The following is a 23,915-nucleotide window of genomic DNA, read 5'->3' as shown; positions in this document are numbered from 1 at the left end:
TATGTTATCATAACAAGTAGTATGCAAAACTATTGTTAATAAAATAATAGTTTATTATTATATCACAAATAAGGTTTCCCGTTAAATGAGTAAAGTTGATAATTTCAGATTAAAATTTGCCAATGACAATAAAGAATATGTGCCAATCATGATTGGTGGCATGGGAGTTGATATTTCAACTTCGGAATTGGCTCTTACCGCTGCCAGACTTGGTGGGATTGGGCACATCTCGGATTCGCTTATTACTGATGTATCGGATCGTAAATTTGATACAACTTTTGTTTCAGATAAGCGTAAGCAGTTTCGTGGTAGCCTAAATAGTCCAGATAAAAGCCTGATTCAATTTAACATGATAGATATTCGTGAAGCAACCAAGCTACATATAGGCAAGACTATGGAAGCTAAAAAAGGTGATGGCTTAGTCTTTGTCAACTGCATGGAAAAATTAACCATGAATAATACCCGTGATACTCTGAAAGAAAGACTAAATTCAGCCTTGGATTATGGTATTGATGGAATTACATTAAGTGCTGGACTTCATCTAAATAGTTTTGCCATGATGCAAGAAAACAAACGCTTTCATGACGCCAAACTTGGAATTATCGTATCCTCAGTCCGTGCTCTACGTCCATTTTTGCAACGAGCAAAACGCTCTAACCGCATGCCTGATTATATAGTTGTTGAAGGACCTTTAGCCGGCGGACATTTAGGATTTGGTTTAGATGACTGGAATCAGTATAGATTACAGGATATTTTTATTGAAGTATTAAACTACCTCAAAGAACAGCATTTAGAAATTCCGGTTATACCAGCTGGTGGCATATTTACCGGGACTGACGCAGCAAATTATCTTACTGATGGAGCGGGAGCGGTTCAAGTTGCGACAAGGTTTACTGTAACAGAAGAATGTGGTTTGCCAGATAAAGTAAAACAGGAATACTTTCGCGCAGAAGAAGATGATGTAGAAGTAAACACCACATCACCTACTGGTTATCCGATGCGTATGCTAAGTTATTCTCCTTCAATTGGTGGCAAAATGAAACCAAACTGTGAGTCCTTAGGTTACTTACTAGAAAATGGTACCTGTTCATACGTCGAAGCTTATGAAAAAGCAAAAAATGCAAGTCCAGATGGGAAAACCTTTGAAGTATTTGAGAAAACCTGTTTATGTACCCATATGCAGCTTTATCAATGCTATACCTGTGGACATTATGTGTATCGTCTGAAAGATACAACAAACCGTCTTCCCGATGGTACATATCAGATTCTTACTGCCGAACACGTATTTAAGGATTATCAATTTAGTACCGATAATCAGATACTAAAACCACAATTATCATAATTATCAAAGAATCCGCTAGTATACTAGCGGATTTAAATTTTATCCAAACACGTCATGAAAAAATCTTTCGCATTAATTACTCTTGGTGCAATTCTAGAATACTATGATTTTGCAATATTCATTTATTTTGCCAAGGCAATTGGTGAAAGCCTGATACCACTACATAATGAAACAGCCAATTTAATTGCAAGCTTTGGAATATTTGCAATCGGCGCAATCCTGCGACCTTTAGGTGGTATTATTTTCGCCCATTTCGGTGATACTCGTGGACGAAAAAATATCTTTATCTATACAGTATTAATGATGGCTTTACCGACTCTTCTAATCGGATTTATCCCAAATTATACACAAATAGGAATTGCGGCAACTATTATGCTAATTTTACTTCGCTGCATCCAAGGACTGGCAATCGGTGGTGAAATTCCTGGTTCAGTTGTTTTTGCATATGAACTATCCAATAAAGCCAATAAGGCTTTAAATACTAATATCGTCATCGCGGGAACAAACATTGGTTTTTTTATTGCGTCAATGCTTGGTGCAATACTCCTCAAGCAAAGCAATCTACCATATAGTGCATGGCGAATTGCCTTCATAATTGGTGGCATATTTGGGATTATCAGCTATTACCTTAGAAAGAACCTGACTGAAACACCTGAATTTAGCAAATATCAGGAATTTGTTGATAAACAGCCACATCCACCAATTAGGGAACTGCTGCTAAACCATAAAAAACCACTTATACAAATGTTAGCATTTGGCTCTTTGCTAGCAAGTTCCCTTGCTGTATTCACGTTTTTTATGCCAACATATCTTTCTACTTATTATAAATTTCCGATGGATAAACTATTAGAATATAACTCCTATTCAATAATAATTTTTGTAATTAGTGCATTTATCGCCGGAAAATTTCATTATTTATTTGCAAAAAAATTTCTGGCAACCGGAACAATAATTTTTACTATCAGCAGCTATTACCTATTTAGCCACTACCAATCACTGACATTAAATCAAATTGTAATTTACCACTATCTGATTCTAGTATTCATTGGCATAATTTGTGGCAGGCTGCCAGTACTATCTGCTAGCTTTTTTCCTGTACAAGTACGCTATTCAGGTGTTGGTTTAAGTTATAATATATGTTTTGGGATAGTTGCAGGACTTACTCAAGTGATACTTTTTTCCTTAATCAAGTTTACTGGAATAATGCTGATTCCTGCAATTTACATAACCATATTTGCATCATTTGCAATGCTATTCATTTTAACAGTTGAAAATAAACAACTTACTGAATATCAATAATACTTCTTTTTGAGGAATAATCGTATGGCTTTAGTTTCTTTGCGCCAAATTTTGGATCATGCCGCAGAAAACAATTATGGAATACCAGCTTTTAATGTAAACAATCTGGAGCAGGTTCAGGCAATTATGGAAGCAGCAGCAGAAACTGATTCTCCAGTTATTCTGCAAGCATCAGCTGGTGCCAGAAAATATGCAGGTGAAGAATTTTTGCGCCATTTAATCGAAGGTGCTATTGCTGAATATCCAGATATACCTGTTGTCATGCATCAGGATCACGGTGCCTCACCAAATGTTTGTTTTCAAGCAATTCAACTGGGATTTTCATCGGTTATGATGGATGGATCATTACTGGCTGATGGAAAAACTCCAAGCTCATATGAATATAACATTGAGGTAACCCGCAAGGTTTGTGAATTAGCTCACTCAGTTGGGGTGTCTGTAGAAGGCGAACTTGGATGCCTCGGATCGCTAGAAACAGGTGAAGGTGATAAAGAAGATGGGCATGGATTTGATGGTAAACTTGAAAAAGATCAATTATTAACTGATCCACTACAGGCTAAAGAGTTTGTTGAAGCAACCAAGGTTGATGCATTAGCAATTGCAATTGGGACTTCACATGGCGCGTATAAATTTACACGCAAACCAACTGGTGATATCCTTGCCATTGAACAGGTAAGAAAAATTCATCAGGCTATTCCAAATACACATCTAGTAATGCATGGTTCTAGTTCAGTCCCACAAGAGTGGTTGGCAGTAATTCGTGAATTTGGTGGAGACTTGAAGGAAACCTATGGTGTTCCTGTTGAAGAAATCCAAACAGCAATCAAATATGGAGTTCGCAAGATTAATATTGATACCGATATCCGACTTGCCATGACAGGCGCAATTCGTCGCTATTTTGGTACCCATCGCGATCACTTTGACCCAAGACAATACCTGAAAGTGGCTAAAGAAGCTGCTAAACAAATCTGTATTGACCGCTATAAGCAATTTGCCACTGCTGGTAATGCATCAAAAATCAAACCGCAAAAACTTATATTTATGGCGAAAAAATATAATTAGCCAATAAAAAGGAGGGTAAATACTTTACCCTCCTTTTTTAATAAAAAATAAATCTAATTTGATTAATAAGTCAATCCAACACTGGCTAACCCACCAAGCTGATTTTGCTGATACAACTGATATTGCTGAGCCGAAGTAACTGCACCACTCAACTGATTATATGAATAAAACCCTTGTAAGCCAAGCTGTAAATTTTCCCAGACATTAAATTTAGCACCAATCGTTGAAACCAACTGGTAATTATTGGCTGGCGTATAGCTTGAGCTTGGCTGAGACTGGTCTGAATTATATAAAAATCCTTGATCAGCATATAATTCAAAAATTTTGTTGATCCGGTATTCAACACGTCCACCAAACCCCATTGTCCAGAAATAATCCTGCGTTACATTGGAATTTAATTGTGAAGTGCCACCACCAGCAGGAGAAGTATTATTATTAAGTGAATTTGAAGTTAGATTAGTATTACGCCCCAATAATATATAAGGCGTAACCAATAAATGCTCCTGAATTGGTAAGAATGCATAACCCAATTTAAAATTGAGCCCGGCAACGCCAGGATCTTGCCCTAAAGGTCCAGTTGTCGCATTTGCATTTGTTGAATTATAGTTACTGTAACCAGTCATTAAACTAGCATCAATACGACCCCAGATACCAATATCAAATAACCTCTCCACAGAAAGACCGATGAAGGTAGTACCATAATTAGAGCTTTGTCCATACGCATTAGCCAAACTTCCATAAGTGCCACCAAATCCAATTGAAAATTGATTATCAAACTCTTGAAAGTAATGGTTACTCGCTAAAGGGGCACTTTCAGCTGCCATAGCAAAAACTGGCATTATGCTTAACCCGAGAATTCTTACAAATTTGCGCATGGAGTATTCCCAAATATTTTTTAAGATTATACGCTAAAAATGTGCTTCAATACAAATTTTCAGCGTGCTTTTCCCATTATTTGCTAATAAAATTCAGGTAATGTTGAATAATTGCGACAGTAGATTCATCATGATTTGAAACTACTGCTGTTTCGATGTCTTTCAACACTGCTTTAGCCAACTGTTTACCTAATTCTACCCCCATCTGGTCAAAAGAATTTATATTCCAGATAACGCCTTGAACAAATGTTTTGTGTTCATACAAAGCTATCAACATTCCAAGATAATATGGACTTATTTCAGGTAACACAATCATATTACTTGGACGATTACCATCAAAAATTTTATGTTTAGCTATTTCGTCAGCATCCGTGCTTGACATGCCCTGACTTAACAGCTCCGCTTTTGCAGTTTCGTAAGTCTTACCACACATAAACGCTTCTGCCTGAGCAACAGCATTTGACCATAAAATATCATTGTGTTCTTTATTACTAAATCTATCAGAAAGAGCAATTATTATATCCATCGGGATAATCTGGCTACCCTGATGCAGAAGCTGATAATAGGCGTGCTGTCCATTTATACCACTATCCCCCCAAACAACTGGGCAAGTATTATAGCTAATTCGCTGACCATTTTTATCAACTGATTTTCCGTTACTTTCCATTTCAAGCTGCTGAACATATGCCGGGAATCTGGTTAATCTGGTATTATATGGTGATAAAATTAGGCTGTTATAATCAAAAAAATTCACATACCAGATACCCAATAATGCAAGTATAACTGGAATATTTTGACTAAAATCGCTGGTTTCTCTGAAATGTTTATCCATACTATTAGCACCAGCCAATAATTGCTCAAAATTATCATAACCAATATATAAGGCGATACTCAAACCAATTGCGGACCATAAACTATAGCGTCCACCAACAAAATCCCAGAAAGCAAACATGTTTTCCTTGGCTATCCCAAACTCAGTTACTGCTTTTTCATTCGTTGACAAAGCAATAAAATGTTGGGCAATTGCTGCAGTATTATTGGCTGTTTTAGATAAAAACCACTTACGTGCGCTCATCGCATTAGTCATTGTTTCCTGAGTCGTAAAAGTTTTAGAGGCAATCACAAATAATGTTGTTTCAGGATCGATATCGGCTAGAATATCATTTAGCATATAACCATCAACACTGGAAATAAAATCAATTTTCATGCCAGCTTGGCGATATGGTTTTAATGCTTGACATACCAAAACTGGACCTAGATCAGATCCGCCAATACCAATATTTATAATATGAGTAATTTTTTTACCGGAAAAGCCAGCATGTTCCCCTGAATGAAGTTTCTGACAAAATGATTTCATCTGCTTTTTAACAGAGGAAATATCATTAATAACATTTCTACCATCAACAAGCACACTTGTCTCTTCACTTCTAAGTGCAGTATGTAACACTGCCCTATTTTCAGTATTATTGATTTTCTGTCCACTAAACATTGCTTCTATATGTTCGGAAAGCTTTACCTGTTTAGTTAAATCTAAAAGCTTGGCTAGAGTAGATTGATTAATCTTATTTTTGGAAAAATCGAAATGCAATCCATTATAAGCCAAAGAATATAACTGATTGCGCCCTTTTTCTTCAGCAAATAGCTCAAGTAACGTTTTATTTTTAAGTTCCTGAAAATGGTTGGTTAAATCTGCGAGATTTAGATGTTTCATATTACCCTCCTGAAATGGATAAAATATTATCTAGAATATAATTTATCAAATGGCGGAACTTCATTTTTATTTTTCGCCGTCATCTGGTATTGCCGGATCAAACTATAATAGCTATAAAACTCCGGGTTTTCTGCCTTTAATTTATCCAGTGTCTGCTGTTTTTGTTTATTGGTCTCTTGCATAATGGAAATAGCTTTAGCATATGCACTTTCGGCAGATAAATCTGAATTTGATTGATTTTTTACTGTTTGCCTAATTACATCAATCTCAGAAACATCAAGACTAATTATTTTTATTCCAAGCTCGGGATTTTGAATGTTAACTTGTTTACTATTCAGTAGCTTTATTAAATCTACATCAGATGAAATTTGAGCTACGACATTGGTAAGAATCTTCGATTCAATAAAATTTGCCATATTTTCTTCAAGTTTTTTACGATTATTCAGATTTAAGAAATTAACATAAACTACTGGATCTTGAACTGCCCAAGTAACATTAAACTTAACCAACTCTTTTTGATTGGTACTTTCATTACTTAACTCTATCAAGACATGAGAATTTCTCTGATTTACATAAACATAATTGAACTGCCCATAAAATGGCAAATTCCAGTGTATCCCAGTCGTATATACTTTAGAGTCTTTAGGTGAATGGGTAATAACCACAACCTCACGCTCATCAACAATAAAAAGACCACTAAATAAAACTAGTACACCCAAAAGAAAAATAATCAGTACATTCTTCATCTAGCGTCCCTTAAACTCACGCTCACGGTCAACTGTTCTATTAAGTTTACGAATATCAGACTCTTCAAAGCTATTGCTTTGAAGAGTGCTAATGCTACCATTACTAATTCTACTTTTAAACTCATCTAGACTACTACGCAATAAAGAGAAATCAGGCACTGCCGACTCAGAGACAGGAATTGAACTTAACATTTTATAATACATTAACTGAGCAACTACATCAGGATTTGAGCGGTATTCCGGCAATAATTTATGAAACTCTTTAACTTGAGACTCAAGATCATTATTTATATAATTTTGATACTGTTTTGCCTGATTAAGAATTTCCCCTACCGAAGAATTTATTGTTGATGAAGAACTTATTGATGATTCCTTATCTTGTTGTAACTGAGTATCAAGGTTACTTAATTTAACAATTGTCATTTTCTCAACTTTAATACCAAAATTCGCTAACTGAAATTCACTTTGACGTCGAATATCATTGGCAATAACGATACTACTCCCACTTAGTAATTCACTACTTTGCTTATTTATTACATAAGACTGGATTAAAGATTGAACCTGCCACTTCATTATCTGCTTAAAATCAGTATTTTCCTGATAATGCGCAATAAAGTATTGCCGGGGATTAGTAACTCGGTAAACAACCTCAACAACCATCTGTAGTGGTTTATCATTCGCACTAACAACCACAAATTTTTCATTATCAACTTTACCAATTGACAGACTATTACTAATATTATCAATAACTGCTATATCAGAAAATGGATATGGATAATCAATCCCAATTGCAATACCAGACTTAACAGAACTGACCTTTCCATTATGCATTATAATTCCATAGGTATTTTGTGGTACATAGTATATACCTGTTAGTAACCATAAAAAAACTACCATTGCAATAACTATAAAACCAAACTTCCCATCACTGGTAGGTGTTTGATTATTCCCATCAGAAGATTTTTTTTCTCTTTTGCCAAGCATTCGTGCTAATGCATTATTCCATTTGTCTAGAGCAGTCTGAGGCTTTTGTTTATCTATTTTTCCATGGTTCATAACTTAAATCCTGTTTATGCTCATTTACCAACTTCTGATAATCCATTTTTTCTACAATTGCTTGACGCAGTAAATCAAAGCCCAAATTTTTACTCGCAGAGATATATACCGCGGCTGGTTCACCCGTTTCCGCATAGATGATTTGAGGAGAGAACCCATCGATAAGATCTATTTTATTATAAACCATTAATTGTGGAATATGATTTGCCTCTATCTCGGTTAAAACTATATTTACATCCTCTATCTGCCGCTCTTTTGCCTGATTAGAAGCATCTACAACATGTAACAAAATATTGGCATAAATCGTTTCTTCAAGTGTTGCCCTGAAAGCAGCAACTAGTTTGTGTGGTAAATCACGAATAAAACCAACCGTATCAGAAAGAATAACTTCATGCTCTTCATCAATAAATAAACGTCTGGTAGTCGTATCCAGTGTTGCAAATAATCTATTTTCTGCATACACATTAGCTTTCGTCAAACTATTGAATAGAGTTGACTTGCCCGCATTAGTATATCCAACAATAGAAACTGAACCAATCCCACTTTTTAGTCTTGACTTTCTTTGGGTATTACGTTGTTTAACGATGGTTGCTAGTCTTTTTTTTAACGATTCAACCTTAGTTGCAATCATCCGCTTATCTAGCTCCATTTGTGTTTCACCAGGACCACCGCGCAAACCAATTCCGCCACGTTGACGCTCCAGATGACTCCAACGTCTTACTAGCCGAGTTAAAAGATAAGACTGTTGCGCCAGCTCAACCTGTAGGATACCCTCATTGGTTGTAGCTCTAGCCGCAAATATATCTAAAATTAACTGTGTCCGGTCAATAACCCTACGATTTAGAATACGATCAAGATTGCGTTCCTGAACTGGAGATATATTATGATTAATCATCACTACGTCAGGATTCAAACTATCACATATAGATTTGATTTCTTCTGCTTTACCACTACCGACAAATAAAGCCACATCAGGTCTGTCTCGATTGGCAGTTATCACCTGACCAATTTTATATCCTGCCGATTCAGCCAAAGCCAAAGCCTCAGACACATCATCATCAAAATCAGGATTACGGTTAAAGTTTATTGCAACGATAAGAGCCAGCGGCTGAGCATTAATAAATTGCTGTTCTATCAATTTATTTAGCTGCTTCCACATCAAAACTATTATTATGGAATGGTCTGGATGGTACTATTGTAGAAATCGCATGTTTATAAATCAGTTGGTTTACTGTACTTTCATTATCTCTAAGTACGACCACATACTGATCAAACGAAGATACAATGCCTGTTAACTTTATCCCATTTATCAGATAAATTGAAACCTTTATCTGCTCCTTGCGCAAACTATTTAAGTATGGATCCTGCAAATTAATTGACTGTTTAGACATATCTATTCCTCCACAAATTTATTTTTTATTTTCAAATGGATTATCACTATTTTTATATTCAATTCGAAGCGGCGTACCAGTCAAATCAAAGACCTTTCGAAATGAACGCTCCAGATATTTAGTATATGCCTTTTGAATTGTATGTAAACTATTACCATGTATAATTATCAATGGCGGATTTGATCCTCCCTGATGTGCGTAACGTAGTTTCGGACGAAAATTACCTTTATATGCTGGAGGTTGGCGATTAACAGCTTCCGAGAGTATCCGACTTAATTTTGGCGTACTTAATTTAAGAAACGCCGCATGATATGCGCCACGAATAGAATCAATTAATTCATTTATACCTTTTTTATATAATGCTGAAATATAATTATATTTGGCAAAATCAAGAAAATGAAGCTTAGTTTTTACATCATCCTTAATTCTCTGCCGCTCATCTTCCTTTAAATGATCCCATTTATTAATTGCTACTACTACAGATTTACCTGCTTCAAGAGCATAACCAACTATTGTAGCATCTTGCTCGGCAATATCTAGATGTGCATCTAGCACCATCACCACGACATGAGCTTCACTGATTGCCTTAATCGCCTTTAAAACCGAGAACTTTTCCAATTTCTCGGTAACTTTTCCCTTGCGCCTGATACCTGCTGTATCAATAATCGTAAATTTTTCATCATTGCGTTCAAAATCAATATAGATACTATCTCTGGTAGTTCCAGCTTCATCAAAAGCAATTACTCGCTCTTCACCAAGAATAGTATTTACTAGAGTTGATTTACCAACATTCGGTCGACCAATAACCGCAAAGGTTATTCTATCGGCATTAGCATTTTCTTCCTCAGCAGCATTTTTGAACCCACGCAAAACATCATCAATAAGCTTATGAATTCCATCACCATGCGATGCAGAAATTGGATACATCTTATCCAACCCAAGTTCATAAAAATCACTAACTGCGATTATTTTATCAACGCCTTCAACTTTATTGATTGCTACATAAACTGGTTTATCAACCATTCGTAGCTTATTGGCAATAAGCCTATCTTGTGGAGTTACCCCATTACGCCCATCAACCATAAATATAACCGCATCGGCTTCATAAATAGCTTGTTCAGATTGACGAGCCATTTGGTACATCACACCACTATCAATCAATGGTTCAAAACCACCAGTATCAACGAGAATGTATGGTTTATGCCCAATCCTACCATCACCATAGTGTCGATCACGAGTAAGCCCTGCATAATCAGCAACTAAAGCATCCTTACTTCTGGTTAGACGATTAAATAAAGTTGATTTGCCAACATTTGGTCTTCCAACCAAAGCTATAATTGGCTTCATAAAATTCCTTAATAATTTTTTATAAGTTCTAAAATCCCATTAGCCGATTGAAATACTACACCATTATCGCGCACTAATGGTAAAGAAACTCCATCATATAAGTTAGTTGAAATCCTAGCTGTTTCTTGTCCATCATTACGATTAAACAAATGCACATATCCATCATTATCTACAATCAGTACGCCTACACCAAGAATAGCTGGCGCACTCAAACTACGATACTGCATAGTCGCATTTTTCCAAACCTGTGAGCCAGTATTTTTATCAAAAGCATAAACAACACCATCTTGTGATACAGCATACACATTTTGTTGATCGTAAGTAAGTCCAATAGAAGTATTAAATTTTTTTTCCCAGATGATATTACTTGAAATCGCATCCAAACAGGCGATTTTCCCATTATATGCAGCTACATATAATCGCTTGTCATCAAGAACTGGACGCATACCGATATCGGTAATTTTATCTAGATCAGTTGCTCCTTCAGGTATTGCAACATAGTTTTCCCAGATAGGAACACCTGTTTTGAGGTTAACTAAAGCTAGTTTTCCACCAGGTAAACCAATAACTACAACCTCATTGCCAATCACCTGAAACGTATTGGTTACTCTAAGAGTAAGTGCAGGAGCTGGTTTTTGATATACCCAGACTGGTGAACCATCACTGGTATTATACGCCAATACCTCGGAATCATTTGTTTTAACTATTACCAGATCTGCTCCAACTTGTGGCGCTTCAAGTGAAACCGTTGGTAACCTGATTTTCCATTTTATTTTACCACTACCCTTATCAACAGCGATTAAATGCGCATCTATAGTTGTTGCATATACAGAACCGCCAGCAACCCCCACCCCGCTAGATAACTTTTCCCGAGTGTAAAAACTATTAATAATGCTGCCATCACTAGGATCAATTTTATAGATAGTACCACTGCTATCTGCAGTAAAAATTGCATTATCAAAATTAACCGGAACAAAACTACCAGCAGAACTATTATCAAGATTACGCTGTACCCACCCCTGCTTTATAGTATCATAATTTTTGATCTTTGGCATAGGCTGAGGTTGTGGTGTGTTATCTGAAGCACAAGAAATTAAACCAGTAGCAATCAAGCTACTGGTCATAATCAACAATATTTTCTTTAACAAAACCTAGCTCCCGAGGATATCTAGTTTCATCTGAATTACCTGCTGAGTTGATGGATCATTCGCTGCTTTCTGCAATCCTTCTTTATATGCATCACGAGCTTTATTGGTATCACCCATCGCAATATACATATCTCCACGAGCCTCATAAAATAGCCCATCAAAGGCTAAATCGTGTTTGGTTCTCAATAACTCACGAGCTTTATCAAATTTTCCTTGATCAACATAAATCGCAGCCAACCTTAAAGTAGCAATACTCTGCATTGACTTATCCTTGGCACTATCTTTAGTCCAATTAAGAAACTTAATAGCTGTAGAATAATCCTTCTGATCCACCGCAAGCTTTGCTGCCTGTAAGGCTGCCATCGGAGTGTATTCGGTATTAGGAAGGGCTTCTATCAGCTTATTAGCAGAAGCTATAGCCTTCTGATTATTCTTTTCATTTAATGCAGTAGTAAAATCAGCATAAAGCACAGCTGCTTTCTCAGCATGATCCTTACCATACCACTGATAAAAAGAGCTACCAATATACGCAACTACTAAGACCGCCACCAAAGTAAGGATATATTTACCCCAAATTCGCCAATAATAGCGAAGACTATCAATACGTTCCTGTTCATTTAAATCAAAATGTGCCATTTGATATCCATTATTTAATTAAATAATTAACGATTATGTCTGACAAATTATCTGTCGAAATAACTTCTTGTTTTTGTGTAGCCATACATTTTAACACAACTTGTCGGCTTTTAACCTCGTTTTCACCTAGAACCAGTGTAACTCTTGCCTTACTGTTATCCGCCTTTTTAAATTGAGACTTAAAGCTGCCACCGCCAAAATTTTGAATGACCTTAAACCCAAGGCTTCTTAACTGATGGGCTATTTTAAAAGCTGCCACATCAGTTCCAGCTCCTTCATTTACGACATATATATCAGTTACATTTTCATCTGGCAGTTTATTATTTGCTTCAAGTACCATCAATAAACGCTCAATACCAATCGCAAATCCAATTGCATAGTTATCTTTACCACCAAGTTCAACAATTAAGGGATCATAACGTCCGCCACCACATATTGTTGACTGAGCCCCCAAATCACTACTTATCCATTCAAAAACTGAAAGATTATAGTAATCAAGACCTCTAACTAATCTTGGGTTTTCTACATATGAAATCTGCATATTATCAAGATAGTTTTTCCAGCCATTATAATGTGCTAGCGACTGATCACCTAAATAATCTATTAAGCGTGGTGCATTAGTAACTAAATCCTGCATATTTGGATTTTTGGTATCCAAAATACGTAATGGATTTGAATGAAGCCTACGTTTAGCTTCCTCATCAAGTAAACCTTGATTGTTTTCAAAGTAACCTATAAGTGCATTCCGATGATTTAGTCTTTCTTCTGCATTACCTAGGCAATTAATGTGTAATTCAACATTTTTCAACCCTAACCTGTGCCAAAGGTCATTCAGCATTACTATAATTTCGGCATCAATATCAGGTCCCTGAAAGCCCAAAGCCTCTACACCAAGCTGATGAAATTGGCGGTAACGACCTTTTTGTGGACGTTCATGACGAAACATTGGTCCAATGTACCATAGCTTTTGTGTAGCATTATATAAAAGGCTATGCTCCAAAACTGCCCTTAACGTACCTGCCGTACCCTCTGGTCTAAGAGTTAGCTTATCGCCATTAAGCGAGTCAGTAAAACTATACATTTCTTTTTCAACTATATCAGTTACTTCACCAATTGAGCGTACAAAAAGAGCTGTATCTTCTAGTATTGGAGTTCTTATGTTATTATAACCATATTTAATCAGCCAGTTTCTCAACTCTTCCTCAATCCACAACCAGTTTTTTGACTGCTCGGGAAGAATGTCATTCATTCCTTTTATACCAGTAATCTTTTGTCCCATTGCTTCACCAATAAATTATATTCTAAACAAGTTTACCATAGCGAGTTTTAACATAGTTCTCAACTAAAACCTGAAACTCTTCAGCAATCCGCTCACCTTTTAGGGTTACATCCTTCTGCCCATCAATATAAACTGGTGCTACAGGAGATTCATCTTTACCCGGCAAGCTAATACCTATATTAGCCAGCTTGGATTCTCCAGGTCCATTGACAACACAGCCCATAACTGCAACCTTCATAGTCTCAACACCCGGGTAGGTTTCGCGCCAAATAGGCATCTGTTCACGCAGATAATTTTGGATTTTATCAGCAAGCTTTTGGAAATAATCACTAGAAGTGCGCCCACAGCCCGGACATGAGGTTACAACCGGAACAAATGAGCGTAAGCCCATAGACTGGAGAATTTCTTGGGCAACAATAACCTCTTGAGTTCGACTTTCGCCTGGTTTTGGCGTCAGAGAAATCCTGATAGTATCACCAATCCCCTCTTGTAAAAGAATTGATAGGGCGGCCGTTGAAGCAACAATACCTTTAGTACCAATTCCAGCCTCAGTCAAACCAAGATGTAATGGGAACTTACACTTACTAGCTAATTGCCGATAAACACTTATTAAATCCTGAACCTGACTTACTTTACACGAAAGCAAAATTTTATTTTCAGGAAGCCCCAATTCAATTGCTTTTTCAGCACTCTGTAGGGCAGATTCAATCAGAGCATTTTGCATTACAACTTCTAGCGAGAGAGGACTTTGAAGCCGGGCATTATTATCAAGCATCTGCGCTAATAAATCTTGATCCAAAGACCCCCAATTTACACCAATTCTGACAGGTTTATCATATTCTCGGGCCATATTTATCATCGATGCAAACTGCTCATCCCGCTTGCTGCCCTTCCCTACATTACCGGGATTAATCCGATATTTATCGAGATATTTGGCACAATCAGGAACTTCAGCAAGGATTTTGTGACCATTAAAATGAAAATCACCAACTATTGGCACATTTATTCCCATGTCGCCCAATCGTTGTTTAATCTCTTTTATCTTGCGCCCAGCTTCAATAGTATTTACAGTTACCCTAACAACTTCAGAGCCTGCACGCGCCAGATCAGCAATCTGAATGGCTGTAGCAATTGCATCCTCAGTATCGGTATTTGTCATTGACTGAACAACTACAGGATAAGAACTTCCTACATTTATACTACCAACTTGTACATTATGGGTTTTATGTCTAATAACCATTATTAAATTCCTGCAACTATCAATTTAGATAAATTTTTGACCCAATTTCTACTTTATCACTACTCATACTATTAATTTTCTTGATTTCACTAATAGAAACTCCGCTTTTGCGGGAAATACTATATAAAGTGTCCCCTGCTTCTACAACAATATATTTTCGTCGTAAGGCTTCAGCAGATTTAGACTGTACCTGCACGGTGTCTTTAGCTACCGAAGTAGAACCTGAAGTTTTTGGCTCGATAATAATACTCTTCGAACTATTTGCAGGAGCAGGATCTTTAGACGCAATATCTTTAGAGGGTTGATTTGCTCCACCATATTTTAGAATATACTGTTGAGCTGCATTACTATCGCCATAATTAGTAACCAATAATTTACCTATTGTATCACGATAACTGGTGTACTCCTTACGCTCACGAGGATTATTTGTTGTATCCAATAGAGATTGCAGTATCTGAATGTGTAACCACATGATATCCGGAGTTTGTGAACCACTAAATTTATTTATATAATACTTCGCCAACGTGTAATTTTTTTTATCTAGCTGAAGCCTTGCTAATGCGACATAAGTGTTTTGTGGTGGATTACGGTAGGTTAATGCTCTTAAATAATCAGCATTTGCCGACTCAAGTTGATTGTTTTTATAATAACAGACACCTTTACTGTAATAAGCAACCTCAGGCGTAAAATATAAAGGATTTCCAAGTGCAGTATCGAAATTTTTTATCGCCTCATCAAATCTTTTCTGATCACATAAAAACACCGCATAATTTACATATGCTTCAGAATAGCCATTGTCTAATCTGATTGCTTTTTTAAAATCTTTTTCAGCATCCTTAATTTGATTCAAATTCTGATAAATCATAGCCCGTATCATATAAGCCTTGGGGCTATCCGGATTTGCCTGAATCGCAAGATTTATTCTATCCAATGCTACCTGTGGCGCACCACGCTGCTGATATTCAATTGCCAAATCAACATATGTCTCTGACAGCTTAACCTTATCCACAGTCTGCTTCTGCACTGTACCATCACTATTAATAGTACTAGTAACGCAGGCAGCAAGAAATAGCGCCATCGACAGCAAAAAAACTGGCAGCAACTGTTTCACTATGTTAAACCTCTTGTAATGGAATAAAATTCTTCCATTTTTCCTGACGTTTGGTTTTATCATTTACTTTACCAACTAGCTGCCCACAAGCTGCATCTATATCGTCACCACGAGTTTTTCTAACTGTTGTCACATAACCAGCATTCTGTAGTACTTTCTGAAAGCGAACTATTTGATTCATGCTTGAAGATTCAAACCCTGAATTAGGAAAAGGATTAAACGGAATTAAATTAAATTTACACTCAATACCTTTTACCAGTCGCGCCAACTCAATTGCATGTTCAAGACTATCATTAACATCTTTCAACATTACGTACTCAAAAGTTACATAGTCTTTGGGTGATTTATCAAGATAACGCTTACATGCCAAAAGCAGCTCATTAATCGGATACTTTTTATTCAAAGGAATAATCCTATCACGAACCTCATCATTTGAAGCGTGCAGGCTTATCGCAAGAGATACAGGACAGTCTTCCCCCAAACGATCAAGCCCGGGAATCATACCACTAGTGGAAAGAGTTAGCTTACGTTTTGACAGATTATAGGCATTATCATCAAGCATAATCTTCATGGCATCAATCACATTATCATAATTAGCCAATGGTTCGCCCATACCCATCATAACAACATTGGTAATTAGCTTTTCACCTTTTGGATTATGCCCTAATCTTTTATTTGCCCACCATAACTGTCCCGCAATTTCTCCAGCTGTCAAGTTACGATTAAATCCTTGCCTAGCAGTTGAACAAAACTGACACTCCAAAGCGCAGCCAACCTGCGAAGAAACACATAAAGTCCCGCGATCATCTTCTGGAATAAATACGGTTTCAATCTTATTCCCATTTCCAACTTCAAGCGCCCATTTTCGAGTACCATCGGAGGAAATACCCTCTGATACTAGCTTAGGCACTTCAATTACTGCAATCTCCTCAAGCTTTGCCCGCAAAGATTTCGCAATATCAGTCATTTCGGCAAAAGTTTCTGCACCATAAATATGTAGCCAGCGAAAAACTTGCCTAGCGCGGAATTTCTTCTCATCAATGCTGAGAAAATACTCTTCCAGTTTTGGTAAAGTAAAGTTTAATAAATTAGTCTTCATGATTATTATTCGTAAAGCTTAAGGGAATCATTAAATAAGGTAATATTATAGCTTATATAAGGAATTTATTCAAAAATCCAAGCAGAGGGGAAAATAAAACATAAAAATCGTGGCAAATATTGCCACGATTTTTAAACAATAACAGCAAATTCTATTAATTACTTATCTAGTACGTGGGCAAATCTCAGTTGCAGAGAAAAAATAGGCTATCTCAATCGCTGCATTCTCAACACTATCTGAACCATGCACAGCATTTTCATCAATAGATTGCGCAAAATCAGCACGGATAGTACCAGCTGCGGCTTCTTTAGGATTTGTTGCCCCCATAATCTCACGATTTTTAGCCACTGCGCTTTCACCTTCAAGTACTTGTATCATTACTGGACCTGAAGTCATAAATGAAACCAAATCTTTGAAAAATGGACGTTCTTTGTGAACGGCATAGAAACCTTCAGCTTCTTTTTGAGAAAGGTGTTTCATTTTTGCTGCAATTATCTTTAGTCCAGCATCTTCAAAACGGGAGTAGATTTTACCAATAACATTTTTACCAACCGCATCCGGCTTAACAATTGAAATAGTCCGTTCCATTGCCATTACATAATACCTTTGAATATTTAAAGCCCGAATTATAGCATAACTTGCCCTAAAATTTAGGATTTTAGCAAAGTCGGTCAAAGCCATCTATTGGAAACTTTAGTCACGATAAGGATATGCTCTTCAAAGCGGCAAAAGAAGATATAATTACTGCTGGTAGAAATAGAAATAGTTAACTTTTATAGTCATGGGGATTTAACGTGTTCACTGGTAATCATCTAAATTTATTACAATCTGATCTAGATCAGAAAAAAGTACTCGTAGTTGGAGATGTTATGCTAGATCGTTACTGGTTTGGTGATGTTAGTCGCATTTCACCCGAAGCGCCAGTTCCAATTGCTAAAATAAATAAGATCGAAGATCGACCAGGTGGTGCGGCCAATGTAGCGCGTAATATAGCGAGCCTCGGCGGGAATGTTACCCTTTTATCTGTCGTTGGTGTTGATGAGCCGTCTATTGCTCTAGAGAAATTACTGGCAAAAGAAAACGTCACCACGATTCTTAAACAAGATGCGTCAATTAATACCATCGTAAAACTAAGAGTTCTTGCAAGAAACCAGCAGTTAATCCGAATTGATTTTGAAGAAAAACCATCTCACGAAATCTTATCCGAAGTTCTTGATACTTATTCAGAAATTATCCAAAATTATGAGGTTATCATTTTATCCGACTATGGAAAAGGTGGACTAAGCCATACTTTAAAAATGATTGAAATCGCCAAACAGCAAAACAAACAGGTTTTAATAGACCCCAAAGGTAGTGATTATAAAAAATATGCTAATTCTACAATTTTAACCCCCAATAGAAGTGAATTAAAAGATGCAGTTGGCGATTGGCAGACTGAAGAAGAATTAATCCAAAAAGCAAATGCGCTTCGTAAGAATCTAAACTTAAAACACCTATTACTTACTCGCAGTGAGGAGGGGATGACTTTATTTACTGGCGATACTGCACATAACTATCCGACTTTTGCCAAAGAAGTATATGATGTATCTGGTGCTGGTGATACCGTAATTGCAACATTAGGACTTATGCTAGCTAATAATGTTGATATAACTGATGCAGTCAAGATAGCCAATTTTGCTGCTGGAATTGTGGTTGGTAAATTAGGTACGGCAACAGTCACCAAAAATGAAATAGTTCGTGAACTACAATTACATTTAAAAAATCAATAAACAAGATTATGCCAAAATTAAAAACTGACCATAAAAAACCAATTAGGGAACAAAAACATGAAATTCGCGAAGGACAGTCGCACGAACTATTGAAAGAATTACATATTCTTACTCGCGATGGTAAAATGAATCAGGATAGCCGACGTAAATTAAAGCAGGTTTACCACTTATTTCAGTTCATAGAAAAACTACTTAATGAACTAAAATCGCGCAAAAGCGCTATAACCCTTGTTGACCACGGCGCTGGAAAATCATATTTGGGCTTTATCCTATACGATTTATACTTTAAAAACCTTCAAGATAACTCACAGATTTTTGGAATTGAAACACGAGCTGAATTAGTTACAAAAACAGAAGAGCTGGCAACCAGATTAGGTTTCACAGGAATGAAATTTCTTAATCTGTCAGTTGCAGACTCAGCCAGTAGTAACCTCTTACCAGAAAAAATTGATATTGTAACCGCCCTTCATGCTTGCAATACCGCAACTGATGACGCGATTGATTTTGCACTAAAAAAACAGGCAGAATACATAGTGCTAGTCCCTTGCTGCCAAGCAGAAGTTGCAGTAGCTTTACGCAAAGCGAAAGCAGAGTCTCTTGGTAACCCTAAATTATATAATTTATGGGCACATCCAATACATACCCGTGAGTTTGGTAGCCACCTGACCAATGTATTACGCTGCCTGCAACTTGAAGCACATGGCTATAAAGTCACCGCCACTGAACTAATTGGCTGGGAACATTCGATGAAAAATGAATTAATCATTGCTGAATATAGAGGTAAGCCAAAACCAGAAGCTAAAGAGCAATTAAAGCAAATGATTACTGATTTTGGCTTAAACTCGCTATCAGATAGATTTCATTGCGAATAATTATAATTAATTATTCGCTACCTAATCTTCTAATTTTTTGTGACTTATGTTTTTTTGTTGACTGTTTCTTTTTAGACTTAGTTTTCTTGCTACTATGCTTATGTGATGATTTTTTAGTACTCTTCTTACTTACTTTGCTATGTTGAGGAGTTTTAGTTCCTGTTGTCTTTTGTGAAGAACCCGATGGTTTAACCATAATAACTTTGGGGTGCCCTCCATGCTATCAGTACCATTTGTTGGAGTCGGAGCTGCCAACGCCACACCCATACCCAAAAGTAAAATCATACACAGTCTTAATTTCATCATTTTCCTTTCCATTCGTTCATTAGTTAAATAAATTACAATCAATCTGCTTTATCAATAAATCTTCAAATTCATCTCGCTTTCTTATCTGATAGTATCTATCTTGATAAACCATTACCTCCGCTGGACGACAACGTGAGTTGAAGTTACTACTCATTTCAAAACCGTAAGCACCAGCATTATGAAAAATAAGATAATCACCTTCATGTACTTCAGTAATCTTACGATCCCAAGCAAACGTATCGGTTTCACACAAATTACCAACAACGGTATAAATCCGCTCTGCCCCATCTGGATTAGAGATATTGGTTATTTTGTGATAGGAGTCATAAAACATGGGGCGAATTAAGTGATTAAATCCACTATTTACACCAATAAAAGTAGTAGCAGTAGTTTGTTTGATAACATTTGCTTTTACTACAAAATACCCAGCTTCACTAACTAGAAATTTCCCAGGTTCAAACCAGATTTCAAAAGCTCGTTGCTCTTCTTTCTCAAACTGACAAAATGCCTCACCAATACGATTTGCCAGCACCTCAAGATCAGTGGTGTAATCACCATCCTGATAGGGAACCTTAAACCCACTCCCCAAATCAAGAAACTTTAATTCAGGAAACTCATGAGCTATATTAAGTAAAATTTCAAGACTACGGATAAATACATCAATATCTTTAATTTCACTACCAGTATGCATGTGTAAACCATGGACAGTAAGCCCGGTTGACTTAACTACGCGTTGGATATGTCGTAGTTGGTGAATACTTATTCCAAATTTGCTGTCAACATGACCTGTTGATATCTTAAAATTACCCCCAGCCATGATATGAGGATTAATCCTGATACATACCGGATAACTCCCACCAAATTTATTACCAAACTGCTCAAGAATTGAAATATTATCAATATTAATATTTACATTCAACTCCTTACATGCTTCAACCTCTGCAAAATCAATGCAATTTGGTGTAAAAATTATTTGCTCTGGACTAAAACCAGCAAGCAAACCAATTTTCACTTCATTGAGGCTAACACAATCTAGCCCTGCGCCCAGACTATGCATAAGTTTAAGGACGTTGATATTGGTTAATGCCTTACATGCATAAAAGAATCTGGTCTTTCGTTTAGCAAAAGCATTGGCTAGTTTATTATACTGCTCAATTATTTTCTCAGCATGATAAATATATAGTGGCGTCCCATAAGTCTCTGCAATTTCAATAATTTTGCCATACTCGAGAGGCATTTTATGATTCCTTTGCTTAAATTTACAGACACTATTTTAGCTAATTTTGGCTACGTCTGCTAATTAACTATTAGAAAATAACTATTTATTTGCCACCAAGAAATAGACCTAGGGTAATTTCAATTGTGCAGCGCATTAATTAAAACTGCTTACCAAGACTAAAAAACATTTAAAATAGATGGCTCAAATATAAAATAAAATACTTACAGGGGAAGCTTTTCATGGCAATTCAAACTAAAAAGAAATCCAATCTGGGACGTTACATTGTAATAGCCCTTATTGCCGGAATTGTAGTTGGACAACTAGTCCATATGGGAGTTGGAAATCCCGAAAGAATAAAGGAAATTGCTAGTAAACTTGATATTGTATCAAGCATGTTCTTACGTATGCTGAAGATGATCATTGCACCATTGGTATTTACTACCTTGGTTGCGGGAATTGCGAAAATGGGTGACAGTAAATCACTTGGTCGCTTATTTTTTAAATCAATGTTTATTTTTATCACTGGCGGATTTATTGCATTACTGCTAGGAATTGTTCTTATTGAAGTATTCAAACCAGGGGTTGCCTTACATGATGTTTTGGCTTCAGGTCTTGCAAATATTCATCAGGATCCAAACCTATGCACAAATTGCCAGATGGATCTGAAGAAATTTCTTGAAGGAATTATTCCTTCCTCAATGGTTCAGGGTTTTGTTGAAAACCATATTCTGCAAGTAGTAGTAGTTGCGATTTTCTTTGGGGTTGCTGGTGTAGCAATTGGTGAAGATGTTGCGCCAGTATTTGAATTTTTTGACATGGTAGCCAAAATAATATTTAAAATCACTGGCTATATTATGAATCTTGCACCATTTGCCGTGTTCAGTGCTGTAAGTAGCATGGTAATGAGTAGTGGTGTAAAAGTTATCAGTTCATATCTGATTTACCTACTTGAATTCTATCTTGGACTGGCAATACTTTGGGTGCTTATTATTGCCATTGGAACAATCATTGTTGGAAAACCATTATTTAGCTTACTGCGTAATCTTTCAAGTTTATTTGTTTTATCCTTTGCTTCATCTTCTTCTGAAGTTGCACTGCCTGGTGTATTAGTTGAGCTTGAAAAATTCGGAGTATCAAGAAAAATCAGTGGATTCGTTATTCCTATGGGATACTCATTCAACCTTCTTGCTTCGATGCTAAACTGCACTTTTGCCACCATGTTTATTATCCAACTTTACGGATATCATCCTACGCTACTACAAGAAGTAACAATGCTTTTGATGCTTATGCTAACCTCAAAAGGTATTGCTGGTGTTCCACGCGTTTCTCTGGTAATCGTCGCTGCAACTCTCGCTGCGTTTGGTTATCCCGAAGCTGGTGTTTTAATTCTATTTCCTGTTGATGGCTTCCTCGATATGGGACGCAGTGCTACCAATGTTTTTGCAAATGCTATGGCGGCAGTTTTTGTTGACCGTTGGGAAAAAGGTCATAATCACCAGTAAAGTCGCTACGAATTTTTTAAAGCAGGAAACACTCCTGCTTTTTTTATTATAATTCTCTTTTACTCATCCTGTGACTATGCTAAAATCTGATTGAGAAGTAGTTGCAATCAGAAAGCATTATGTACATCCTACAAGATTATCTTGAAAAACCCGAAGTCACGGAATCATTAGATGATGAAAAATTTCTTTATCGTTATTTATGGCTGATCCATCATTCTTTTATAGATGAAATGCTTTTACTAAAAAATAACAGATGTGAATTTATTGCCTTTACCCAGAAAATGGCGGAAGAATTTAATCTTAGCCCGGAAATACTAGGAAAAACCTTTAATTCGGCAGAAGATATTTCAAATCACATAAAAGAAGACATTTTTCAGCAGGAACAAACCTTATTAAAAACTCAAAAGCCACAAAATTCTTTTTATTTTTATCGTAAAGATGATCAGGTAAATAATTACTTTGTCAGAAAAAGACCTCTTATAAACCCATCCACTAAAAATTCCGTTGGAATAATGGTAGTAACAACCAAAATTAGACCAAATATGCAGCGGCAATTTATAATGAAAGAGTTTCTAGGCCTTTCACAACAGGTACTATCTTCAACTAAACCTAATCTAGGAGCCATTCAGCAGCAAATTCTATTTTGCCTGCTTTTGGGAATAAATAACCGCAAAGAAATTGCTCTAACTTTAAGCAGGATAACCGCTAAAGAGATATCAGAAAACCAGATAAAAAATGCACTACAATCGCTCTATAAAGAATTTGACTGTAGCTCCTATAGTCAACTGGTTTCACTTACATTAAATGGACAAATCCCCTTTAAAATCCCGGAAAATACTATTCCTCCGGGCAATTATTTAATTCCATAATATTAACAAGCAATATCAATAATTCTGAAAGCTGAA

The 23,915-nt window shown here is 36.4% G+C and carries 23 protein-coding genes; 7 read left to right on the top strand and 16 right to left on the bottom strand.

What is annotated here, in order from left to right; all coding sequences use genetic code 11:
• Positions 1-85: 85 nt before the first annotated feature.
• From CUN60_RS05345 to fba, 3 genes are read left to right on the top strand one after another with little or no spacing between them, the layout of a single operon-like run.
• On the top strand, positions 86-1,342 hold the full coding sequence (locus tag CUN60_RS05345) for a nitronate monooxygenase (RefSeq protein ID WP_102951042.1): 1,257 nt from the start codon (positions 86-88) through the stop codon (positions 1,340-1,342).
• Between the two features lie 54 nt (positions 1,343-1,396).
• Positions 1,397-2,641 (top strand): MFS transporter, encoded by a 1,245-nt coding sequence (locus CUN60_RS05340; protein ID WP_102951041.1) that lies wholly within the window; start codon positions 1,397-1,399, stop codon positions 2,639-2,641.
• Positions 2,642-2,665: 24 nt separating this feature from the next.
• The gene (fba, locus tag CUN60_RS05335) at positions 2,666-3,703 is read left to right on the top strand and encodes a class II fructose-bisphosphate aldolase (RefSeq protein WP_102951040.1); all 1,038 of its coding nucleotides are present in this window, start codon (positions 2,666-2,668) and stop codon (positions 3,701-3,703) included.
• Between the two features lie 62 nt (positions 3,704-3,765).
• Here the strand turns inward: fba and CUN60_RS05330 are convergent, their stop codons facing one another.
• From CUN60_RS05330 to ndk, 14 genes are all read right to left on the bottom strand, one after another.
• Complete coding sequence (locus CUN60_RS05330) at positions 3,766-4,578, bottom strand: hypothetical protein (RefSeq protein WP_102951039.1); 813 nt, start codon at positions 4,576-4,578, stop codon at positions 3,766-3,768.
• Between the two features lie 76 nt (positions 4,579-4,654).
• Positions 4,655-6,289, bottom strand: coding sequence for a glucose-6-phosphate isomerase (pgi, locus tag CUN60_RS05325; RefSeq protein WP_102951038.1), 1,635 nt, complete (start codon positions 6,287-6,289; stop codon positions 4,655-4,657).
• Positions 6,290-6,315: 26 nt separating this feature from the next.
• A complete protein-coding gene (locus tag CUN60_RS05320; RefSeq protein ID WP_102951037.1) occupies positions 6,316-7,035 on the bottom strand; it encodes an SPFH domain-containing protein in 720 nt (239 codons plus the stop codon).
• Entirely contained in the window at positions 7,036-8,091 is a 1,056-nt protein-coding gene (locus CUN60_RS05315; protein ID WP_102951036.1) for an SPFH domain-containing protein, read from the bottom strand.
• Positions 8,069-9,250, bottom strand: a complete 1,182-nt coding sequence (gene hflX, locus CUN60_RS05310) for a GTPase HflX (protein ID WP_102951035.1) — start codon at positions 9,248-9,250, stop codon at positions 8,069-8,071. Before hflX ends, CUN60_RS05315 begins: the two co-directional genes overlap by 23 nt.
• Positions 9,231-9,482 (bottom strand): RNA chaperone Hfq, encoded by a 252-nt coding sequence (gene hfq / locus CUN60_RS05305; protein WP_102951034.1) that lies wholly within the window; start codon positions 9,480-9,482, stop codon positions 9,231-9,233. The genes hflX and hfq overlap by 20 nt, the downstream gene beginning before the upstream one ends.
• Before the next feature lie 18 nt (positions 9,483-9,500).
• The gene (der, locus tag CUN60_RS05300) at positions 9,501-10,829 is read right to left on the bottom strand and encodes a ribosome biogenesis GTPase Der (protein WP_102951033.1); all 1,329 of its coding nucleotides are present in this window, start codon (positions 10,827-10,829) and stop codon (positions 9,501-9,503) included.
• 8 nt (positions 10,830-10,837) lie between these two features.
• Positions 10,838-11,977, bottom strand: coding sequence for an outer membrane protein assembly factor BamB (gene bamB, locus CUN60_RS05295; RefSeq protein ID WP_158649301.1), 1,140 nt, complete (start codon positions 11,975-11,977; stop codon positions 10,838-10,840).
• A 3-nt stretch (positions 11,978-11,980) separates the two neighbouring features.
• On the bottom strand, positions 11,981-12,613 hold the full coding sequence (locus tag CUN60_RS05290; RefSeq protein ID WP_102951031.1) for a YfgM family protein: 633 nt from the start codon (positions 12,611-12,613) through the stop codon (positions 11,981-11,983).
• 10 nt (positions 12,614-12,623) lie between these two features.
• Positions 12,624-13,892 carry a histidine--tRNA ligase gene (gene hisS, locus CUN60_RS05285; RefSeq protein ID WP_102951030.1) on the bottom strand — a complete coding sequence of 423 codons (1,269 nt, stop codon included), beginning with the start codon at positions 13,890-13,892 and terminating at the stop codon, positions 12,624-12,626.
• A gap of 22 nt (positions 13,893-13,914) precedes the next feature.
• Positions 13,915-15,132, bottom strand: a complete 1,218-nt coding sequence (gene ispG, locus CUN60_RS05280; protein WP_102951029.1) for a flavodoxin-dependent (E)-4-hydroxy-3-methylbut-2-enyl-diphosphate synthase — start codon at positions 15,130-15,132, stop codon at positions 13,915-13,917.
• A 19-nt stretch (positions 15,133-15,151) separates the two neighbouring features.
• Positions 15,152-16,243: a type IV pilus biogenesis/stability protein PilW gene (pilW, locus tag CUN60_RS05275; RefSeq protein WP_158649300.1), complete on the bottom strand. Its 1,092-nt coding sequence runs from the start codon at positions 16,241-16,243 to the stop codon at positions 15,152-15,154.
• 4 nt (positions 16,244-16,247) lie between these two features.
• Entirely contained in the window at positions 16,248-17,342 is a 1,095-nt protein-coding gene (rlmN, locus tag CUN60_RS05270) for a dual-specificity RNA methyltransferase RlmN (protein ID WP_102951027.1), read from the bottom strand.
• 162 nt (positions 17,343-17,504) lie between these two features.
• Positions 17,505-17,936, bottom strand: a complete 432-nt coding sequence (ndk, locus tag CUN60_RS05265) for a nucleoside-diphosphate kinase (RefSeq protein ID WP_102951026.1) — start codon at positions 17,934-17,936, stop codon at positions 17,505-17,507.
• A 200-nt stretch (positions 17,937-18,136) separates the two neighbouring features.
• Between ndk and rfaE1 the strand changes: the two genes are divergently transcribed.
• Both rfaE1 and CUN60_RS05255 read left to right on the top strand, forming a co-directional pair.
• Entirely contained in the window at positions 18,137-19,111 is a 975-nt protein-coding gene (gene rfaE1 / locus CUN60_RS05260; RefSeq protein WP_245866372.1) for a D-glycero-beta-D-manno-heptose-7-phosphate kinase, read from the top strand.
• A gap of 8 nt (positions 19,112-19,119) precedes the next feature.
• The gene (locus CUN60_RS05255; RefSeq protein WP_102951025.1) at positions 19,120-19,983 is read left to right on the top strand and encodes a class I SAM-dependent methyltransferase; all 864 of its coding nucleotides are present in this window, start codon (positions 19,120-19,122) and stop codon (positions 19,981-19,983) included.
• A gap of 129 nt (positions 19,984-20,112) precedes the next feature.
• Here the strand turns inward: CUN60_RS05255 and CUN60_RS12900 are convergent, their stop codons facing one another.
• Positions 20,113-20,289 (bottom strand): hypothetical protein, encoded by a 177-nt coding sequence (locus tag CUN60_RS12900; protein ID WP_158649299.1) that lies wholly within the window; start codon positions 20,287-20,289, stop codon positions 20,113-20,115.
• A gap of 19 nt (positions 20,290-20,308) precedes the next feature.
• Positions 20,309-21,526 carry a diaminopimelate decarboxylase gene (lysA, locus tag CUN60_RS05250; RefSeq protein ID WP_102951024.1) on the bottom strand — a complete coding sequence of 406 codons (1,218 nt, stop codon included), beginning with the start codon at positions 21,524-21,526 and terminating at the stop codon, positions 20,309-20,311.
• Between the two features lie 221 nt (positions 21,527-21,747).
• On the opposite strand from lysA, the gene CUN60_RS05245 reads away from it, so the two are divergent.
• Both CUN60_RS05245 and CUN60_RS05240 read left to right on the top strand, forming a co-directional pair.
• Positions 21,748-23,010, top strand: a complete 1,263-nt coding sequence (locus CUN60_RS05245; RefSeq protein ID WP_102951023.1) for a dicarboxylate/amino acid:cation symporter — start codon at positions 21,748-21,750, stop codon at positions 23,008-23,010.
• A 119-nt stretch (positions 23,011-23,129) separates the two neighbouring features.
• Complete coding sequence (locus CUN60_RS05240; RefSeq protein ID WP_102951022.1) at positions 23,130-23,879, top strand: helix-turn-helix transcriptional regulator; 750 nt, start codon at positions 23,130-23,132, stop codon at positions 23,877-23,879.
• Positions 23,880-23,915 lie beyond the last annotated feature (36 nt).

The sequence above is a fragment of the Aquella oligotrophica genome, from assembly GCF_002892535.1.
GTDB lineage: Bacteria > Pseudomonadota > Gammaproteobacteria > Burkholderiales > UBA11063 > Aquella > Aquella oligotrophica.
This window is presented reverse-complemented; position numbering and strand designations above follow the sequence as displayed.

What these genes read in the sequence shown, in the direction of transcription:
- CUN60_RS05290 (WP_102951031.1), bottom strand. Translation starts at nt 12,613, where the DNA reads ATGGCACATTTTGATTTAAATGAACAGGAACGTATTGATAGTCTTCGC.
- ndk (WP_102951026.1), bottom strand. Translation starts at nt 17,936, where the DNA reads ATGGCAATGGAACGGACTATTTCAATTGTTAAGCCGGATGCGGTTGGT.
- pgi (WP_102951038.1), bottom strand. Translation starts at nt 6,289, where the DNA reads ATGAAACATCTAAATCTCGCAGATTTAACCAACCATTTTCAGGAACTT.
- hflX (WP_102951035.1), bottom strand. Translation starts at nt 9,250, where the DNA reads ATGTGGAAGCAGCTAAATAAATTGATAGAACAGCAATTTATTAATGCT.
- ispG (WP_102951029.1), bottom strand. Translation starts at nt 15,132, where the DNA reads ATGGTTATTAGACATAAAACCCATAATGTACAAGTTGGTAGTATAAAT.
- CUN60_RS05255 (WP_102951025.1), top strand. Translation starts at nt 19,120, where the DNA reads ATGCCAAAATTAAAAACTGACCATAAAAAACCAATTAGGGAACAAAAA.
- fba (WP_102951040.1), top strand. Translation starts at nt 2,666, where the DNA reads ATGGCTTTAGTTTCTTTGCGCCAAATTTTGGATCATGCCGCAGAAAAC.
- CUN60_RS05320 (WP_102951037.1), bottom strand. Translation starts at nt 7,035, where the DNA reads ATGAAGAATGTACTGATTATTTTTCTTTTGGGTGTACTAGTTTTATTT.
- CUN60_RS05245 (WP_102951023.1), top strand. Translation starts at nt 21,748, where the DNA reads ATGGCAATTCAAACTAAAAAGAAATCCAATCTGGGACGTTACATTGTA.
- der (WP_102951033.1), bottom strand. Translation starts at nt 10,829, where the DNA reads ATGAAGCCAATTATAGCTTTGGTTGGAAGACCAAATGTTGGCAAATCA.
- CUN60_RS05345 (WP_102951042.1), top strand. Translation starts at nt 86, where the DNA reads ATGAGTAAAGTTGATAATTTCAGATTAAAATTTGCCAATGACAATAAA.
- rlmN (WP_102951027.1), bottom strand. Translation starts at nt 17,342, where the DNA reads ATGAAGACTAATTTATTAAACTTTACTTTACCAAAACTGGAAGAGTAT.
- CUN60_RS05315 (WP_102951036.1), bottom strand. Translation starts at nt 8,091, where the DNA reads ATGAACCATGGAAAAATAGATAAACAAAAGCCTCAGACTGCTCTAGAC.
- CUN60_RS05340 (WP_102951041.1), top strand. Translation starts at nt 1,397, where the DNA reads ATGAAAAAATCTTTCGCATTAATTACTCTTGGTGCAATTCTAGAATAC.
- lysA (WP_102951024.1), bottom strand. Translation starts at nt 21,526, where the DNA reads ATGCCTCTCGAGTATGGCAAAATTATTGAAATTGCAGAGACTTATGGG.
- CUN60_RS12900 (WP_158649299.1), bottom strand. Translation starts at nt 20,289, where the DNA reads ATGATGAAATTAAGACTGTGTATGATTTTACTTTTGGGTATGGGTGTG.
- CUN60_RS05240 (WP_102951022.1), top strand. Translation starts at nt 23,130, where the DNA reads ATGTACATCCTACAAGATTATCTTGAAAAACCCGAAGTCACGGAATCA.
- hisS (WP_102951030.1), bottom strand. Translation starts at nt 13,892, where the DNA reads ATGGGACAAAAGATTACTGGTATAAAAGGAATGAATGACATTCTTCCC.
- hfq (WP_102951034.1), bottom strand. Translation starts at nt 9,482, where the DNA reads ATGTCTAAACAGTCAATTAATTTGCAGGATCCATACTTAAATAGTTTG.
- CUN60_RS05330 (WP_102951039.1), bottom strand. Translation starts at nt 4,578, where the DNA reads ATGCGCAAATTTGTAAGAATTCTCGGGTTAAGCATAATGCCAGTTTTT.